The organism is Pandoraea sputorum, from assembly GCF_000814845.2.
GTDB lineage: Bacteria > Pseudomonadota > Gammaproteobacteria > Burkholderiales > Burkholderiaceae > Pandoraea > Pandoraea sputorum.
In genome coordinates this window covers 3,085,387-3,102,518 of sequence record NZ_CP010431.2, presented here as the reverse complement: position 1 = coordinate 3,102,518, position 17,132 = coordinate 3,085,387, and the positions used below count along the sequence as shown (strand labels likewise).

At 62.1% G+C, this 17,132-nt stretch carries 17 protein-coding genes and 1 pseudogene; 14 read left to right on the top strand and 4 right to left on the bottom strand.

Going from position 1 to position 17,132, the window contains the following annotated elements; translation table 11 throughout:
• Nucleotides 1-54: 54 nt before the first annotated feature.
• Nucleotides 55-1,566, bottom strand: coding sequence for an FAD-dependent oxidoreductase (locus tag NA29_RS13640; RefSeq protein ID WP_039403467.1), 1,512 nt, complete (start codon nt 1,564-1,566; stop codon nt 55-57).
• A 54-nt stretch (nt 1,567-1,620) separates the two neighbouring features.
• Here NA29_RS13640 and NA29_RS13635 point away from each other — a divergent pair, with 54 nt between their 5' ends.
• From NA29_RS13635 to NA29_RS13605, 8 genes and pseudogenes are all read left to right on the top strand, one after another.
• Nucleotides 1,621-2,259, top strand: a complete 639-nt coding sequence (locus NA29_RS13635; RefSeq protein WP_039398848.1) for a TetR/AcrR family transcriptional regulator — start codon at nt 1,621-1,623, stop codon at nt 2,257-2,259.
• 133 nt (nt 2,260-2,392) lie between these two features.
• Nucleotides 2,393-3,424 (top strand): sulfate ABC transporter substrate-binding protein, encoded by a 1,032-nt coding sequence (locus NA29_RS13630; protein WP_039398846.1) that lies wholly within the window; start codon nt 2,393-2,395, stop codon nt 3,422-3,424.
• 16 nt (nt 3,425-3,440) lie between these two features.
• Nucleotides 3,441-4,304, top strand: a complete 864-nt coding sequence (gene cysT, locus NA29_RS13625) for a sulfate ABC transporter permease subunit CysT (protein WP_052252924.1) — start codon at nt 3,441-3,443, stop codon at nt 4,302-4,304.
• Nucleotides 4,305-4,370: 66 nt separating this feature from the next.
• Nucleotides 4,371-5,276, top strand: coding sequence for a sulfate ABC transporter permease subunit CysW (gene cysW / locus NA29_RS13620; protein ID WP_052252923.1), 906 nt, complete (start codon nt 4,371-4,373; stop codon nt 5,274-5,276).
• 79 nt (nt 5,277-5,355) lie between these two features.
• A pseudogene (locus NA29_RS13615) lies at nt 5,356-6,091 on the top strand (sulfate/molybdate ABC transporter ATP-binding protein); the annotation flags it as partial.
• Between the two features lie 74 nt (nt 6,092-6,165).
• Nucleotides 6,166-6,432 carry a TOBE-like domain-containing protein gene (locus tag NA29_RS26575; protein WP_371328976.1) on the top strand — a complete coding sequence of 89 codons (267 nt, stop codon included), beginning with the start codon at nt 6,166-6,168 and terminating at the stop codon, nt 6,430-6,432.
• 108 nt (nt 6,433-6,540) lie between these two features.
• Nucleotides 6,541-7,479: a CysB family HTH-type transcriptional regulator gene (locus NA29_RS13610; RefSeq protein WP_039398842.1), complete on the top strand. Its 939-nt coding sequence runs from the start codon at nt 6,541-6,543 to the stop codon at nt 7,477-7,479.
• Nucleotides 7,480-7,604: 125 nt separating this feature from the next.
• Entirely contained in the window at nt 7,605-8,645 is a 1,041-nt protein-coding gene (locus tag NA29_RS13605) for an asparaginase (protein WP_052252922.1), read from the top strand.
• A gap of 212 nt (nt 8,646-8,857) precedes the next feature.
• Here NA29_RS13605 and glxR read toward each other — a convergent pair whose 3' ends face one another.
• The 3 genes from glxR to gcl all read right to left on the bottom strand — a co-directional run bounded on the left by glxR (nt 8,858) and on the right by gcl (nt 12,721).
• The gene (gene glxR / locus NA29_RS13600) at nt 8,858-9,739 is read right to left on the bottom strand and encodes a 2-hydroxy-3-oxopropionate reductase (protein ID WP_039398839.1); all 882 of its coding nucleotides are present in this window, start codon (nt 9,737-9,739) and stop codon (nt 8,858-8,860) included.
• A gap of 232 nt (nt 9,740-9,971) precedes the next feature.
• Nucleotides 9,972-10,763, bottom strand: a complete 792-nt coding sequence (gene hyi, locus NA29_RS13595) for a hydroxypyruvate isomerase (protein WP_039398837.1) — start codon at nt 10,761-10,763, stop codon at nt 9,972-9,974.
• A 191-nt stretch (nt 10,764-10,954) separates the two neighbouring features.
• Nucleotides 10,955-12,721, bottom strand: coding sequence for a glyoxylate carboligase (gene gcl, locus NA29_RS13590; protein ID WP_039398834.1), 1,767 nt, complete (start codon nt 12,719-12,721; stop codon nt 10,955-10,957).
• A gap of 142 nt (nt 12,722-12,863) precedes the next feature.
• Between gcl and NA29_RS13585 the strand changes: the two genes are divergently transcribed.
• From NA29_RS13585 to NA29_RS13560, 6 genes are all read left to right on the top strand, one after another.
• Nucleotides 12,864-13,775, top strand: a complete 912-nt coding sequence (locus NA29_RS13585) for a LysR family transcriptional regulator (protein WP_039398832.1) — start codon at nt 12,864-12,866, stop codon at nt 13,773-13,775.
• 107 nt (nt 13,776-13,882) lie between these two features.
• Nucleotides 13,883-14,260, top strand: a complete 378-nt coding sequence (gene rpsF, locus NA29_RS13580; protein WP_039398830.1) for a 30S ribosomal protein S6 — start codon at nt 13,883-13,885, stop codon at nt 14,258-14,260.
• 46 nt (nt 14,261-14,306) lie between these two features.
• The gene (gene priB / locus NA29_RS13575) at nt 14,307-14,609 is read left to right on the top strand and encodes a primosomal replication protein N (protein ID WP_039398828.1); all 303 of its coding nucleotides are present in this window, start codon (nt 14,307-14,309) and stop codon (nt 14,607-14,609) included.
• Nucleotides 14,610-14,611: 2 nt separating this feature from the next.
• Nucleotides 14,612-14,893: a 30S ribosomal protein S18 gene (gene rpsR, locus NA29_RS13570; RefSeq protein WP_010803800.1), complete on the top strand. Its 282-nt coding sequence runs from the start codon at nt 14,612-14,614 to the stop codon at nt 14,891-14,893.
• Nucleotides 14,894-14,920: 27 nt separating this feature from the next.
• Nucleotides 14,921-15,373, top strand: coding sequence for a 50S ribosomal protein L9 (gene rplI, locus NA29_RS13565; RefSeq protein WP_039398825.1), 453 nt, complete (start codon nt 14,921-14,923; stop codon nt 15,371-15,373).
• 304 nt (nt 15,374-15,677) lie between these two features.
• On the top strand, nt 15,678-17,045 hold the full coding sequence (locus tag NA29_RS13560; protein ID WP_039403454.1) for a replicative DNA helicase: 1,368 nt from the start codon (nt 15,678-15,680) through the stop codon (nt 17,043-17,045).
• Nucleotides 17,046-17,132: the final 87 nt, after the last annotated feature.

Sequence of the window (17,132 nt, the reverse complement as noted above, 5' to 3'; positions counted from 1 at the left end):
GAGACACCGAGTGCGTCGTCGTGTATCGCTACGTCGTTCATCCACGGGGCTGATTCAGACGGCAAACCAACGGTGCAACGCGTCTTCCAGCCCGACGAGTTCGTCGGCGCAATCCGGCTCACTGCGCCATGCAATGCAAGCGTCAGGTCGCAACAACCAGGACGGGCCTTCTGCAACAGGGATGCAGCGTACCCGTGGCGTCATAGATGTCACGCGCTGCGATGCTCGCCGGTCCCTCGATCCGTCGAGCAGAACACCGCACCCGTCTTGCATAGTGTCGAAAAGGTACATGCCGTCAGGGAGTTGCCAATCGGCCGCCAGACGTCCGATATCCGGGTGCGAGCCCTCAGACGCCACAAGGTCATAACGCGTCGACACGCCGGTCATCATCTCGCCGATGTAGCGGTTCACGTCATCGAAATCCATCAGCTTCGCGATGAGATCGCGCATCGCACCCGATTGTGGGTCCGGCCGCAGTATGGCGACTTGCGCCCGCGTGTTCGCCAGCACCGCTTCGGCGACCGGGCGACGCTCGGCCGTGTAAGTAGCGAGCAGGCTTTCAGGCATATCGCCGCGAATGACGGCGGCGAGTTTCCAGCCAAGGTTGGCGGCGTCGAGCAGGCCGAGGCTCAGGCCCTGACCGCCGAAGGGCGAGTGAACGTGTGCGGCGTCGCCTGCGAGGAACACGCGTCCCTGCTGGTAGGTGTCGACGAGGCGCGTGTTGTCCGCCCAGCGACTGGCGGCATGCAGCGCGTTCAAGCGCACCTCCTGACCGCTGGTGCGGCGCAGAACCGCTTCGATCTCCTCGCGCGTGACGGGCGCTTGCCGGTCCTCAGGCGGCCCGGAAAAGTCGAGCATGAACAGACGTCCGGGCACGGGGCCGTAGCAGAATACGCCCCGCTCGGTGCGATTCCAGCCGATCGGCAACAAGCGCTCCGGATGATCGACATCGGCTGTCGCCTGATAGAAGGTGAGCGTTGGCGTGGTCCCGGGAAACGCGAAGTCGCACGTCTTGCGCACGGTGCTACGGCCGCCGTCACAGCCGATGAGGTAGGCCGCCTTGACCCGGCCCGGTCCGTCTGGCGACATCCACGAGACTTCGACGCCGTGGTCATCCGCGTCAATCCCGGTGATCTCATGTTCGCGCCGCACCTCGATGCCGAGCGCCAGCGCCCGCGCAGCCAGCATCGCTTCCAGCGCAGGCTGATCGACGTGACGTGGCCGCCTGTCGGGGTCGACCTGTGCATCGCGCCGAATGAGGGAAAGCCCGGCGAAATGGCCATTAAACTTCGAAGCACGGACGCGCAGATCCGCACCCGTCTGTTGGGTGAACGCCTGCATGGCTTGTGCGCTGCGCTGCTGTGCGTCGTCGATGGCGGTGCGCATGCCACGACGCAACAGCGCTTCGCCCGCAAGTGGCCCGAAGGACAACGCCTTCATCGCCTGACTTGGCGACGCCAGCCGTTCGAGCACGAGCACGCATGCCCCGCCGAGCGTCAGTTCGATGGCGGCGAGCAGCCCGACGGGACCGGCACCGACCACTACAACATCAATGGAGTTTGTCATATACTTCGTATAAATATGTACTGAGTACATGTAAACTAGGCCATCAGGAACCTCATGTCAACGCCAACCGATTTGAGATCGAGAAAGCGCCTCGCCACCCGGCAGGGCATTTCCAACGCCGCGACACGGCTTTTCCACGAACACGGTTTCGATCATGTGACGGTCGACCAGATCGCGGCGGCCGCCGATGTCGGGCGCATGACCGTCTTCAATCACTTTCCCCGTAAGGAAGACATGTTCTTCGACCGGGACGAAGAGGGGCGCGACGCGCTTCGGCAAGCCATCCATGAGCGGGATGCGGGTGTTTCGCCCGTGGAGGCGCTGCGGGGGCTGGCGCACCGTCTGGTGGCGCAGAACAGCCCCTTCGTGAACTTTTCGGCCCAGAGCCAGGACTTCATCCGGACGATCGAGGGTAGCGAGACGCTCAAGGCGCGCGCCCGGGCGATCCGGGACGAACTGGCCGAGGTTGTGGCGCAGGCGCTTGCCGATACGGTCGACCGACCGGCGCCGGACGTTGACGCCCAACTGGCCGCAGCGTTATGGCTCGCCGCATGGACGGTCGCCTTCCTCAACGCCCATCGCACGTTCGGCCTGACACAGGACACCGCTGCCGCACAGAAAACCTTCCTGAGCCTTGTAGACCGGGGGTGTGCAGGCGTTGCCGCTGCACTGGACGGCACTCCGTACGTCTGATGGCCACCCCGTCAGCACAATTTCTCTAATCCTTATTCCGGCATAAACAAAAGAAAAAATATTATTTTTAATTATTTAGACGCCCCCATAGACTGGCCTCCTACACACGAGAAGCAAACAAGGAGTGCAAGTCATGAACAAAGCAGCACGGGGATGGAAAGCTAAGAAGCTGGCAGTCGCGCTGGGTGGTCTGGCGCTGGCCGCTGGCATGACGATTCAGGCGCAGGCCGCCAGCCTGTCGCTGCTCAACGTGTCGTATGACCCGACGCGTGAGCTGTACGCCGACTACAACAAGGCCTTCGAGGCTCACTACAAGCAAGTCGCTGGCGACACGGTGACGGTGAAGGCTTCGCACGGCGGATCGGGCAAGCAAGCCCGTACCGTGCTCGACGGCGCACCGGCTGACGTCGTCACGCTCGGTATCTCCGCCGATATCGACGAACTGGCCGCCGCCGGTCTCGTGAACAAGGATTGGCAGAAGCGTCTGCCGGACAACGCCACGCCGTACACGTCGACCATCGTGTTGCTGGTGCGCAAGGGCAACCCCAAGGGCATCAAGGATTGGAACGACCTCGCCAAGCCGGGCATCAGCGTGGTGACGCCGAACCCGAAGACGTCGGCGGGCGCGCGCTGGAATTACCTCGCAGCATGGCTGTACGCGCTCAAGCAACCGGGCGGTAACGAGCAAAAGGCGCAGGATTTCGTGAAGGCCATTTACAAAAATGTCGGCGTGCTGGATTCGGGCGCGCGGGGCGCGACCACGACCTTCGTGGAACGTGGTATCGGCGACGTGCTGATCGCCTGGGAAAACGAAGCGCTGCTGTCGGTGAAGGACCTCGGTCCGGACAAGTTCGACATCGTGGTGCCGTCGTCGTCGATCCTGACGGAACCGCCGGTGGCCATCGTCGACAAGAACGTCGACAAGCACGGCACGCGCAAGGCCGCCGAGGCCTACCTGCAATGGCTGTACTCGCCGCAGGGTCAGGAGATCGCGGCGAAGCACTTCTATCGTCCGCGCTCGCCGGAGATCGCTAAGAAGTACGAGTCGCAGTATCCGAAGCTCAAGCTCTACACGGTGGACGCCGATCTGGGCGGCTGGACGAAGACGCAGGCGAAGCATTTCGCCGACGGCGGCATCTTCGACCAGATCTACACCAAGAAGTAAGGGCAGGGACCATCGCATGAGTACCGCACTCTTTCCAATGTGGCGCAAGCCAAGTGCCTTGCCGGGCTTTGGCCTGACGATGGGCTACACCGTCGCGTACCTGAGCCTTGTGGTGCTGGTGCCGTTGCTGATGGTCTTCATCAAGGCAAGCTCGCTCGACTGGGCGAGCTTCGTCGCCGCAGTGGGTTCGCCGCGCGTGCTGGCGTCGTATCGCCTCACGTTCGGTATCTCGCTCGCGGCGGCGACGCTGAACGCATTTTTCGGCTTCATCCTGGCGTGGGTGCTGGTGCGCTACACGTTCCCGGGCAAGCGCTTCGTCGACGCGCTGATCGACCTGCCGTTCGCCTTGCCGACGTCGGTCGCGGGCATCGTGCTGGCCGCCATCTACGCGCCGAACGGCTGGATCGGACGCTGGTTCGAGCCGCTCGGCATCAAGATCGCCTTCACGCCGCTGGGCATTTTCGTGGCGCTCACATTCATCGGCCTGCCGTTCGTGGTGCGCACCCTGCAACCGGTGCTCGAAGAGTTCGAGCGCGAGCAGGAGGAGGCTGCGGCATGCCTCGGCGCGACGCGCTGGCAGACGTTGCGTCACGTGATTCTTCCGGCGGTGCTGCCTGCATTGCTGACCGGGTTTGCGCTGGCGTTTGCGCGTGCAGTCGGCGAGTACGGCTCGGTGATTTTCATCGCGGGCAACATTCCGATGGTCTCCGAAATCACGTCGCTGCTGATCATCACCAAGCTCGAACAGTACGACTTTGCAGGCGCGGCGGGGCTGGCCGTGGTGATGCTGCTGATCTCGTTCGTGCTGCTGCTCCTCATCAATACGCTGCAATGGTGGCTGCAACGCCGTCATTCGGGGCGTCGCACCCGCGGCGCGTGACGTTACGAAGCCAGCAGAACGAAGCCACCAGGCGCACGAGAAAACAACGAAGAGAACGTTTCGATCATGTCCGATTCACTCGCACTGTCGCGGGCCTTGCCGCAAGTCGCCAAGGTCCGCCAATCCGATCCGACCGACGAGCCCGCGTTCGTCAAAGCCATCCTCATCGGTGTGGCCCTGCTGTTCTTTACGCTGTTTCTGCTGCTGCCGCTCGCGTCGGTCTTCGTCACGGCGCTGGGCAAGGGCTTCGCCGCATACTGGGACGGGCTGACCAACGACGATGCGCTTTCGGCGATTCGGTTGACGTTGCTGATCGCCGTGATTGCCGTACCGCTGAATCTGGTATTCGGCGTGGCGGCGTCGTGGGCGATCGCGCGTTTCGAGTTCAAGGGCAAGAGCATTCTCACGACGCTGATCGACCTGCCGTTTTCGGTGTCGCCGGTCGTTGCGGGCCTGACCTTCTTGCTGATTTTTGGCCGTCAGGGGCCGCTGTGGGACTTTCTCGACGCGCACAACCTGAAGGTCGTGTTTGCGTTGCCGGGACTGGTGCTTGCGACGGTTTTCGTCACGTTCCCATTCGTGGCGCGTGAACTGATTCCGTTGATGCAGGCGCAGGGCAGCGAGGAAGAAGAAGCGGCCCGCGTGCTGGGCGCGAGCGGTTGGCAGGTATTTACGCGCGTCACGCTGCCGAAGATCAAGTGGGGTTTGCTGTACGGCGTGATCCTCTGTAACGCCCGTGCAATGGGCGAGTTCGGGGCGGTGTCGGTTGTCTCGGGGCACATTCGCGGCGAGACGAACACGCTGCCGTTGCACGTAGAAATTGAATACAACGACTACCACACGGTCGGCGCATTCGCGGCGGCGTCGATTCTGGCGCTGCTTGCACTGGCCACGCTCGGGTTGAAGCTCTGGGCGGAGCACAAGCTGGCGCAGGACAAGGCTGCGCGTCGTGAAGACGCTGTGCAGGCCTGAGCGGGAACTGAGCGGGTACTGAGCGGGTACATACGCACAGCAGACACGTCGCGTCGAACAGCATCGAGGAGCAAGACAAATGAGCATCCAGGTACAACAGGTTTCCAAACATTTCGGCGATTTCGCCGCACTCGACGACGTCAGTCTCGAATTCCCCACGGGGGAACTGGTCGCGCTGCTCGGGCCGTCGGGGTGCGGCAAGACGACGCTGCTGCGTATCGTCGCCGGGCTGGAATTTGCTGACGCGGGGCGCGTGGTTCTCAACGGCGAGGACGTCGCTTCGGTGGGCACGCGCGAGCGTCAGGTCGGTTTCGTGTTCCAGCACTATGCGTTGTTCCGTCACATGACGGTGTTCGAGAACGTGGCGTTCGGTCTGCGCGTGAAGTCGCGTCGCGATCGCCTCTCGGACGCGCAGATTCGCACCAAGGTGCATGAGTTGCTGGGCCTCGTGCAACTCGATTGGCTGGCCGATCACTATCCGGCTGAGCTGTCGGGCGGGCAGCGTCAACGTATCGCGCTCGCACGTGCACTGGCTGTCGAACCGAAGGTGCTGTTGCTCGATGAGCCGTTCGGCGCGCTCGATGCCAAGGTGCGCAAGGAGTTGCGCAGCTGGCTGCGCCGTCTCCACGATGAGCTTCACATCACGACGATTTTCGTCACGCACGATCAGGAAGAAGCGCTCGAAGTGGCCGATCGCATCGTGCTGATGAATCGCGGCAAGGTTGAACAGATCGGCGCACCCCAGGACGTCTATGACACCCCGGAGAGTGCGTTCGTGTATGAGTTTCTCGGCGCGGCGAACCGCTTGTCGGGCGAGTTGCAGACGCACGATTTCATTGCGGACGCGGGCAAGTATCGCGTCACCGTACACAAGGACGATCTGCCTGCCGTGCCGCAGGACGGGCGCGCGATTGCGTATGTGCGTCCGCACGATCTGGCATTGGTCCCGGCAGGCGCTGGCGGCCCGGGCATCGACGTGGCGGTGCGCCGCGCGATTCCGCTGGGTGGCACGGTGCGCGTTGAGCTTGCCGCACCCGGCGACGCCGTGTGGGAAGCCGAACTCACGCGCTCGGGCTGGAAGGCCCTCGGCGCGGATGCGGGCACGACGCTGCGCGCAGTGCCGCGTCAGTTGCGGGTGTTTTCGGCGCAGGCATAACGAGCGGTACGTGCAGTCCAGGCGGTCCAGGCGGTACACGTCAAAACTACAAGCGGTACTTCATCCATAGGCGTCACGGACAGACAAGTAACAGGGCGGAGTTAGATCATGAATTTCCAGCAATTGCGCTACGTGCGCGAAGCGGTTCGGCAGAACCTCAATCTGACGGAAGCGGCCAGTGCGCTGTACACGTCGCAATCGGGCGTGAGCAAGCAGATCAAGGATCTGGAGGACGAGCTCGGCGTGGATGTCTTTGTGCGCCGCGGCAAACGTCTCACGGGCCTGACCGAACCGGGCAAGGCGGTGCTGCAACTGATCGAGCGCATGCTGCTCGATGCCGAGAACCTGCGCCGCGTGGCGCGTCAGTTCGCCGATCAGGACAGCGGGCACCTTGTGGTCGCCACCACGCACACGCAGGCGCGCTACGCGCTGCCGCAGGTGATCAAGCAGTTCACGAGCGTCTTTCCGAAGGTGCATCTGGCGTTGCGCCAGGGCAGCCCGCGTCAGATCGCGCAGATGGTCATCGACGGCGAAGCGGATATCGGCATTACGACCGAGGCGCTCGACCGCTTTCCCGATATCGTCACGTTCCCGTGCTATTCATGGCATCACGTGGCTGTCGTGCCGAAGGAGCACCCGCTGGTCGGACGCGAGAACCTGACGCTCGCCGACATCGCCGAATACCCGATCATCACGTATGACGGCGATTTCACGGGCCGCTCGCACGTGGACAAGGCGTTCACCGATCAGGGGCTGGTGCCGGATATCGTGCTCACCGCGCTCGATACGGACGTCATCAAGACGTACGTCGAACTGGGGCTGGGCATCGGCATTGTGGCGGCGATGGCGGTCGATCCGCGCAAGGATCAGGATCTGGCCGTGCTGGAACTGGAAAATGCGTTCGAGCCGAGCACGACGCGCATCGGCCTGCGACGCGGTGCGTTCCTGCGCTCGTACGCGTACCGTTTCATCGAAATGCTTGCGCCTGCGCTCAAGGAGCAGGAAATCTCGACGCAGTTGCGCGAGGCGCTGGAGTTTGCGGCCTGACGTTTCCCGCCGGATGTTGGCATGCTGCTGAGCCGATCCCGCCCTGGTGGCGGGATCGATGTTTTCAGCCATTGGGAGGGTCGGGAGGATTGGGAAGCGCGGCAGTATTGGATACAATCGCTGGCATGACATTGACCTCATTCAACCCGATTCCTCATTACACGGTGTCCTCGGGCGAATTGCCGCGCATCGCGCTGCTCGCCACAGGCGGCACGATTGCGGGCAGCGCGGCCGACGCCACGCGCACCGCCGGTTATCAGGCCGGAGCGCTCGGTGTTCAGGATCTGCTCGCCGCCGTGCCCGCGCTGGGTAACGTGGCCCATATTCACGCCGAACAGGTCGCGCAGATCGACAGCAAGGACATCAGCGTTTCGCTGTGGCAGAAGCTGGCCGCCCGCGTGAACGCTTTGCTGGCGCAGCCCGATGTGGCCGGCGCCGTGATTACGCATGGCACCGATACGCTCGAAGAGACGGCGTATTACCTGCATCTCACGATCAACAGCCGCAAGCCGGTCGTCCTGACGGCAGCCATGCGGCCCGCGACGGCACTCTCGGCCGACGGCCCGCTCAATCTGCTCAACGCCGTGCGGGTGGCAACCGATCCGATTTCGGCCGGACGCGGTGTGATGGTCGCTATCAACAATCAGATTCACTGCGCGCGCGACGTCATCAAGACGAGCACTTACAAGGTCGACGCCTTCCATTCGCCGGAAATCGGCGTGATCGGCTGGGTGCAGGACGAGCGCGTGGCGTTTCAGCGCGAGCCGCTCCAGTACCACACTGTCGAGAGCGAATTCGTCGGGCTGTCCGGCGAGTTGCCTGCGGTGGAAGTGGTATCGAGCTACGCGGGCGTGTCGCGCATCGCGGTTGACGCGCTGGTGGAAGCGGGCGTGCAGGGCATTGTGGTCGCAGGTACCGGCAACGGCTCGCTGCACTCGCTGTTGCAACAGGCGCTGGCCGAGGCGGTACAACGCGGTGTGACGGTGGTGCGTGCGTCGCGCGTGGGTAGCGGTCACGTGATGCATAACGGCGCTGCGCCGGACGATCAGTACGGCTTCGTGAGCGCCGGCAACCTGCATCCGTACAAGGCGCGCGTACTGCTGATGCTGGCGCTGCAAGCGGGCGTGCCGCGTGAGCGCATGCAGAGTCTTTTCGACGAATATTGATCGAGGCAAAAAAATACGGCGCGAGTCCCGCTTTCGCTTGACTGGCGCCGTGACGCTCGGCGTGGCGTCTGTCGACGCGCTCGCCCCGTCTTTCTCCTCTGCCTGCTATGACTTGCGGCTTTTCTTGTGGCCGCTTTCTTCGTCTTCTCGCGAAATACGCGGTGCGGCTTCGCGCCGCGACACGACGTCGCGGCGGGGCCTGTCCTTCAGTCTCAGGCGACCGTGTGGTTCGCGAGCATTTCCAGCGCGCGGACCATGCCCGAGTGATCCCATGCTGCGCCGCCATTGGCTGCGCAGGCATTGAACAGTTCCTGCGCCGTGGCCGTATTCGGCAGCGATACACCGAGAGTTTTCGCCGTTTGCAGCGCCAGGTTCAGATCCTTCTGGTGCAGCGCGATGCGGAAGCCCGGTTCGAAGTTGCGCTTGACCATGCGCTCGCCGTGCACTTCCAGAATGCGCGACGAAGCGAAACCACCCATCAGGGCTGCACGCACCTTCGCGGGATCTGCACCGGCCTTCGACGCGAACAGCAGGGCTTCGCCCACGGCTTCGATCGTCAGTGCCACCACGATCTGGTTGGCGACCTTGCAGGTCTGGCCCGCACCGCTTTCGCCCACGAGCGTGATGTTCTTGCCCATCAGTTCGAAGAACGGCTTCACGTCGTCGAATGCGGCTTGTGAGCCACCGACCATGATCGACAGCGACGCGGCCTTCGCGCCGACTTCGCCGCCCGAGACCGGGGCGTCGAGGTATTCGCAGCCGAGTGCCTTGATCTTCTTGGCGTATTCTTTCGTTTCGATCGGCGAGATCGAGCTCATGTCGACGACGATCTTGCCCGCCGTCAGACCCTCTGCCAGACCGTCCTGGCCGAACAGCACCGCGCCGACGTCAGGGGTGTCCGGCACCATCACGAACACGATATCGGCGCGCTTGGCGACTTCCTTGGCCGACGTGCAAACGGTGGCCTGACCGTCGATCAGGTCTTGCGGGGGCGTGCGACGCTCGTACAGGAACAGCTTGTGACCGGCGTTTTGCAGATGCTTCGCCATCGGCGCGCCCATGATGCCCAGACCAATAAAACCGAGTTGTGCCATTTCGAGACTCCTTATTGCCAAAGTTTGAAGTTGTTGTTGCCGACCGTTGGACGGGCAGGGCATGGCTGCGTTAGCGCTACAGGCAATGAGCGTTCACGCATCCCCCGTGCTCCGGCCGCATGCCCCCTGCATGCGGCCGGCGGGGCCCTTCCTCGTCGAAACCCGGTCGGTTGTTGCGAGGGTTACGCTGACTTGCGTCGGCTTAAGTCGGCTTAAGTCGGCTTAAGCCGACTTATGCAGCTTCGCGCAGGCCTGCCGCCTTGAACCAGCCGAGGCCGTCGGTGGTAGTCGTCGCGGGCTTGTACTCGCAGCCGATCCAGCCCGAGTAGCCAATGCGGTCGAGGAACGCGAACAGGTAGGCGTAGTTGATCTCGCCCGTGCCCGGCTCGTTGCGGCCCGGATTGTCGGCGAGCTGCACGTGAGCGATGCGCGCCAGATTCGTCTCGATGGTCTTGGCGAGTTCACCTTCCATGCGTTGCATGTGATAGATGTCGTACTGCAGGAACAGGTTGTCCGAGCCGACGGCGTCGAAGACTTCCAGCGTCTGCTTCGTACGGTTCAGGAAGAAACCCGGAATGTCGTATGTGTTGATCGGCTCGACCAGTAGGCGGATGCCTTCGGCCTTGAGCGCGTCGGCGGCGAAGCGCAGGTTGCCCACGAGCGTTTCGGTGGCGGCTTGCGTCGACAGATCGGCGCCTTGCTTGCCGACGAGGCAGTTCAGTTGCTTCACACCCAGCGCCTTGGCGTAGGTGATGGCTTCGCCAACGCCGTCGCGGAATTCGGCCACGCGATCGGGGAGGATGGCGATGCCGCGCTCGCCTGCGTCCCAGTTACCGGCGGGCAGGTTGTGCAGCACGAGGTCGAGCTGATACTGATTCAGCTTGTCGGCGATCTGGTCGCGATGAAACGCGTACGGGAACAGGAACTCCACGCCGCGAAAGCCCGCTGCGGCGGCCGCCTTGAAGCGGTCGAGGAACGGCACCTCGTTGAACAGCATGGTCAGATTGGCGGCAAATTTCGGCATTGCGCTGACTCCTCTCTCTCTTTTTTAGGGGGTGGTTTCGACGATTCGATGCAAGGGTGAATGCTGGGTGAAGCTAAGGTCATGCGAGGTACTGCAAGGTTGCGGAGCGCATGCTTTGGCCGTTTCACGGGGTCTAGCCGAAAGCGGAGGGGACGCATGCGCCCCGCAAACCGTTGACAGTGCTGGCCGGCTTATGCCGACACTGCGTCGTCTTCTTCCACGACGTCGACGATTTCTTCGAACTCGTTGACGTTGTTGATTTCAGTGCCCATCGCGATGTTCGTCACACGCTCGAGAATCACTTCCACGATCACCGGCACGGAGAACTCGGCCATCAGCTTGCGTGCCTGAGCGAACGCGGGCTGAATGTCGTTCGGCTGGAACACACGGATCGCCTTCACGCCGAGGCCTTCAGCCACCTTCACGTGATCGACGCCGTAACCGTTCACTTCCGGCGAGTTCACGTTTTCGAACGCGAGCTGCACGCAGTAGTCCATGTCGAAGTTGCGCTGTGCCTGACGGATCAGGCCCAGGTACGAGTTGTTCACCACGACGTGGATGTACGGCACCTTGAACTGTGCAGCCACGGCCAGTTCTTCGATCATGAACTGGAAGTCGTAGTCGCCCGAGATGGCCACGACGTCCGACGACGGCGATGCGACCTTCGCACCGATGGCGGCCGGCACGGTCCAGCCCAGCGGGCCTGCCTGACCGCAGTTGATCCAGTGACGCGGCTTGTTCACGTGCAGGAACTGTGCGGCGGCGATCTGCGACAGACCGATCGTCGAGACGTAGCGCACGTCGCGGCCGAAGAAGGCGTTCATTTCCTGATACACGCGTTGCGGCTTGATCGGCACCTGATCGAAGTCCGTGCGGCGCAGCATGGTGCGCTTGCGCTTCTGGCAGTCCGTAACCCATTGCGAGCGGTCCGGCAGACGGCCGGCGGCCTTCAGCTCCCTGGCGACTTCGACGAACAGCGTCAGCGCGGCCTTGGCGTCGGAGACGATGCCGTAGTCGGGGCCGAACACGCGGCCGATTTGCGTCGGTTCGATATCGACGTGCACGAACTTGCGACCCTGCGTGAAGACATCCACGCTACCGGTGTGACGGTTCGCCCAGCGGTTGCCGATGCCCATCACGAAGTCGGACGCGAGCATCGTGGCATTGCCGAAGCGGTGCGACGTTTGCAGACCGACCATGCCGGCCATGAGCGGATGGTCGTCGGCGATGGTGCCCCAGCCCATGAGCGTGGGGACGACCGGCACGTTCACCGTCTCGGCAAATTCGACGAGCAGATCGGCGGCGTCAGCGTTGATCACACCGCCACCCGACACGATAAGCGGACGCTCCGACGCGACCAGCATCTGAATGGCTTTCTCGGCCTGAGCGCGCGTCGCGGCAGGCTTGTACACCGGCAGCGGTTCGTACGTCTCGGGATCGAATTCGATCTCGGCGACCTGCACGTCGAACGGCAGATCGATGAGCACCGGACCCGGACGGCCCGAGCGCATCAGGTGGAACGCTTGCTGGAACACGCGCGGCACGAGGGCCGGCTCGCGGACCGTCACGGCCCACTTCGTGACCGGCTTGGCGATCGACTCGATGTCGACGGCCTGGAAATCTTCCTTGTACAGACGAGCGCGCGGAGCCTGACCCGTAATGCACAGAATAGGGATGGAGTCGGCTTGTGCCGAGTACAGGCCGGTGATCATGTCCGTGCCTGCGGGGCCCGACGTTCCGATACAAACGCCGATATTGCCGGCCTCGGCACGGGTGTAGCCTTCGGCCATGTGCGATGCGCCCTCGACGTGGCGGGCGAGCACGTGCTCGACGCTGCCCGCCTTGCGCAGGGCCGAGTAGAACGGGTTAATGGCGGCGCCGGGCACGCCGAATGCGGTAGTGATGCCTTCCTTCTCCAGCACGCGGACGGCGGCCTCTACGGCGGTCATCTTGGCCATGTGACTCCTCCAATGGGTAATGACGAATACGGGACTTATAGGGATGAATCTTGTTGGAGGTCACTTTAAGCCGGTACGATTTGTTTGATAAGATCACAAAAGATCGTTTTTTTAAGAACAAAAAGTATCGAATGGAGACGTGATGGACCGCTACAAACAGATCGAAACCTTCGTGCAGGTGGCCGAAGCCGGCAGTCTGGCCGCGGCGGCGCTCAAGGAGGGGGTGTCGCCGGTGATTCTCGGGCGGCGCATCGATGCGCTCGAAAAGCGTCTCGGCATCAAGCTCATGTACCGTTCGACGCGCCGACTGGCGCTCTCGGAAGAGGGCGGCGCTTTTCTGGAGCGCTGCAAGCAGTTGCTCGGCGACTGGGAGATGGCAGAGAACGAAATCAGCGCAGGCCGACATGCTGTGTCCGGTCACCTGATCGTTTCAGCCCCGGCGGCGTTCGGCCGCAAGCATGTCGCCCCGCACGCACCGGCGTTCCTGCGCTTACATCCCGAAGTGCAGATCTCGTTCAACCTGACGGATCGTGTGGTGGATATCGTGCGCGAGGGCTACGACATGGGGATTCGTATCGGCGGCTCCGTCGACCCGAACTTCGTGGCCGTCAAACTCGCGCAGAACCGGCGCGTGGTGTGCGGCACACCGGCATACTTTGCGCGTCACGGCCGTCCCAAGACCCTGGAGGATCTGGCCAAGCACAACTGTCTGGCGTTCAACCTTCAGGGCGGGCAACAGCGCGGGTGGTACTTCAAGCGGCAGGGCAAGCTCGTGACGATCCGCGTAGCCGGTAGTCTTGACTGCAACGACGGCGAGTTGCTGCACCGATGGGCGCTCGAAGGGCTGGGGCTCGGCTGGCGCTCGACGTGGGAAATCCAGCGCGAGTTGCAGTCCGGGGAGCTGGAGACTGTGCTGGACGAATACGCGCTGCCCGATTACGACATCCTCGCCGTGTATCCGCAACAGCGCTTCCAGCCCGCGCGGGTGCGGCTGTTCATCGAACAGTTGCGGCAGATTTATGCGCGCCCGAATTACTGGCTGGAGAACGGTTGATGGAGAGGGAGTTGATGCTCGACACGAAATCCGCTAGAATCGCGGGTTCTGCAACCTTGCTGCACTGGTTCTGACGCCCAGGCAGCTTTGTCCATAAGGAGCACCCTATGCGTCATTATGAAATCGTATTTATCGTTCACCCCGATCAGAGCGAGCAAGTGCCTGCAATGATCGAGCGCTATCGTGGCACGGTCGAAACCCGTCAGGGCAAGATCCACCGCGTCGAAGACTGGGGCCGTCGTCAACTGGCCTACATGATCGAAAAGCTGGCTAAGGCTCATTACGTTTGCATGAACATCGAATGCGACCAGGAAACCCTGGACGAGCTGGAACACGCATTCAAGTTCAACGACGCCGTTCTGCGCCACCTCGTCGTCAAGATGAAGAAGGCTGAGACCGCACCGTCGCCGATGATGAAGGAAGTGGCCCGCGAAGAAGCCAAGAAGGCTGCCGCCGTGCCCGCGACCGAAGCTGCCGCTTCGTAATTAGCGCACCGGAACGCATCAGGGTGCCAACAGAAACATTGAACGCGTGAATCGCTTACGGCTCGAGGCCAGCATCGTCGAAATCGGCACGCTGCGCTATACCCCGGCCGGGCTTCCCGTGATCGATGTCACGCTGGCGCACGAGGGAACAGCCGAAGAGGCGGGCGTGGCCCGTCAGGTCGAGTTCTCGATACCCGCAGTTGCGATCGGTCCGATGAGTGCCAAAGTCATGGCGCTGGGACTCGAGAAACCGGCCCAGTGGGCAGGGTTTCTGGCTAAGAAGCATCGCAATAGTCGCACCCTGGTGTTTCACATCACAGCATTGCAAGCATTTGAAAAGGATTGTTGAACATGCCGCGTCCTAACGGTAAAAACAAGAAGTTTGATCGCCGCCGCCAACAGCAAAACCCGCTGTTCAAGCGCAAGAAGTTCTGCCGCTTCACCGTCGCTGGTGTCGAGCAGATCGATTACAAGGATGTCGAAACGCTGAAGGACTTCATCGGCGACAACGGCAAGATCACCCCGGCTCGCCTGACGGGCACCAAGGCGCACTACCAGCGCCAGCTCGATACGGCTATCAAGCGCGCGCGTTTCCTCGCGCTGCTGCCGTACACCGATCTGCACGGTGCTTAATCGCCAGTCGACGAAGGAGAATAGATAATGCAAGTGATTCTGCTGGAAAAGGTCGTCAACCTGGGTAACCTGGGCGACATCGTGAAGGTCAAGGATGGTTTCGCACGTAACTTCCTGATCCCGACGAAGAAGGCTCGCCGCGCCACCAAGGACGCGATCGCCGAATTCGAAGTTCGCCGCGCCGAACTGGAAAAGGCTGCCGCCGACAAGCTGGCTGCTGCTCAAGCCGAAGGCGAAAAGCTGTCGGGTCTGACCGTGCAAATCTCGCAGAAGGCTGGTGTTGACGGCCGTCTGTTCGGTTCGGTCACCAACTTCGACATCGCCGAAGCCCTGGGTACCCAAGGTTTCAAGGTTGAGAAGATGCAAGTGCGTCTGCCGAACGGCCCGCTCAAGACCGTGGGTGATTTCCCGGTTCAAGTGGCGCTGCACACCGACGTCGTGATCGACGTCACCGTGTCGGTGCTGGGCGAGCACGCCTAAGTCGTACCCGCGTCAGCTTCCCGACGCGATTAAAAGACGGAAGTCGGAGTACCGGCTTCCGTTTTTTTATGTCTGTCCGTTCCGTTGTGTTGGCTGCCGGAATATCCGGTCGCCGGTCTCGCATTGCCGTACGCCGACCGCCTCCCGGTTGCTCGCTCTCCCTTCCATCCAAGTCATCGTTCGATAGCGCCACCTTATGCTGCCTCCAGGGAAACTGCTGAACAAACAACGTCCTGAAAAGTCGTCGCGCAAGCGCGATTTTGCCGGGACTGACCGGGATCGCGGGGACGGTATAATGCCCGGCATGAACGCCCCCGATCCCCAGCTCGATTCGCTCAAGGTGCCACCGCACTCCATCGAAGCGGAACAATCCGTGCTCGGCGGTCTGCTGCTCGATAACGGCGCCTGGGATCGTATCGGCGACTTCTTGTCCGAATCGGACTTCTACCGCTACGACCATCGTCAGATCTATCAGCACATCGGGCGTCTGATCTCCAGCGACCGACCTGCCGACGTCATCACCGTCTTCGAATCGCTCACTTCTGCCGGCAAAGCCGAGGACGTGGGCGGGCTGGCCTACCTGAACGCCCTCGCGCAGAACACCCCGAGTGCGGCGAACATTCGCCGTTATGCGGAAATCGTGCGCGACCGGGCCGTGCTGCGTAAGCTTGTGACGGTCGCCGACGAAATTGCTTCGGATGCTTTCAATCCGCAGGGCAAGGAAGTGCGTCAGATGCTCGACGAGGCTGAGGCGAAAGTCTTCGCGATTGCGGAAGAGGGCTCGCGCAGCACCAACGGCTTCCTCGAACTGCAACCGCTGCTCACGCAAGTGGTCGAGCGTATCGACGAGCTATACCACCGTGAAGGCGGCAGCGACATTACCGGTATTCCGACGGGCTTCGTCGATCTGGATCGCATGACGTCCGGTTTCAACGGCGGCGATCTGATCATCGTGGCCGGTCGTCCGTCGATGGGTAAGACGACTTTCTCGATGAACATCGGTGAGCACATCGCGGTGGAAGAGGGCTTGCCCGTTGCCGTGTTCTCGATGGAAATGCCGGGGACGCAGCTGGCCATGCGTATGCTGGGTTCGGTGGGGCGCCTCGATCAGCATCGTCTGCGCACCGGCAAGCTGGTCGACGAAGACTGGCCCAAGCTCACGCACGCGATGCAGAAGATGAACGAGACGCAACTGTTCGTCGACGAAACACCCGCGCTCAACCCGATGGAACTGCGTGCGCGTGCGCGACGTCTGGCACGTCAGTGCGGCAAGCTCGGTCTGATCATCATCGATTACTTGCAGCTGATGAGCGGTTCGGGCGGCGGCGAAAACCGTGCGACCGAAATTTCCGAAATTTCGCGTTCGCTCAAGGGCCTTGCCAAAGAGCTGAACGTGCCAGTGATCGCGCTCTCGCAGCTCAACCGAAGTCTCGAACAACGCCCGAACAAGCGTCCGGTCATGTCGGATTTGCGCGAATCGGGCGCTATCGAACAGGATGCGGACATCATCCTGTTCATCTACCGCGACGAAGTCTATAACCCCGACACCCCAGACAAAGGCACGGCCGAAATCATCATCGCGAAGCAGCGTAACGGTCCTATCGGCCACGTCCGTCTGGCGTTCATCGGTGCCTACACGAAGTTCGATAATCTGGCCGGTCCGCAATACTGACGCCTCGATTTCTATCTGTTCGGATGCGCATGCGGCATCGCATGCCTCCGACGAGGTAGAATGTGACGTTTTTGTGTCGACCCGTCC

Coding starts and splice junctions, on each gene's coding strand:
- rpsR (WP_010803800.1), top strand. CDS start 14,612: ATGCCGCGTCCTAACGGTAAAAACAAGAAGTTTGATCGCCGCCGCCAA.
- cysT (WP_052252924.1), top strand. CDS start 3,441: ATGAGTACCGCACTCTTTCCAATGTGGCGCAAGCCAAGTGCCTTGCCG.
- NA29_RS13640 (WP_039403467.1), bottom strand. CDS start 1,566: ATGACAAACTCCATTGATGTTGTAGTGGTCGGTGCCGGTCCCGTCGGG.
- rplI (WP_039398825.1), top strand. CDS start 14,921: ATGCAAGTGATTCTGCTGGAAAAGGTCGTCAACCTGGGTAACCTGGGC.
- rpsF (WP_039398830.1), top strand. CDS start 13,883: ATGCGTCATTATGAAATCGTATTTATCGTTCACCCCGATCAGAGCGAG.
- NA29_RS13585 (WP_039398832.1), top strand. CDS start 12,864: ATGGACCGCTACAAACAGATCGAAACCTTCGTGCAGGTGGCCGAAGCC.
- glxR (WP_039398839.1), bottom strand. CDS start 9,739: ATGGCACAACTCGGTTTTATTGGTCTGGGCATCATGGGCGCGCCGATG.
- NA29_RS13560 (WP_039403454.1), top strand. CDS start 15,678: ATGAACGCCCCCGATCCCCAGCTCGATTCGCTCAAGGTGCCACCGCAC.
- NA29_RS13635 (WP_039398848.1), top strand. CDS start 1,621: ATGTCAACGCCAACCGATTTGAGATCGAGAAAGCGCCTCGCCACCCGG.
- NA29_RS13630 (WP_039398846.1), top strand. CDS start 2,393: ATGAACAAAGCAGCACGGGGATGGAAAGCTAAGAAGCTGGCAGTCGCG.
- cysW (WP_052252923.1), top strand. CDS start 4,371: ATGTCCGATTCACTCGCACTGTCGCGGGCCTTGCCGCAAGTCGCCAAG.
- hyi (WP_039398837.1), bottom strand. CDS start 10,763: ATGCCGAAATTTGCCGCCAATCTGACCATGCTGTTCAACGAGGTGCCG.
- NA29_RS13610 (WP_039398842.1), top strand. CDS start 6,541: ATGAATTTCCAGCAATTGCGCTACGTGCGCGAAGCGGTTCGGCAGAAC.
- NA29_RS13605 (WP_052252922.1), top strand. CDS start 7,605: ATGACATTGACCTCATTCAACCCGATTCCTCATTACACGGTGTCCTCG.
- gcl (WP_039398834.1), bottom strand. CDS start 12,721: ATGGCCAAGATGACCGCCGTAGAGGCCGCCGTCCGCGTGCTGGAGAAG.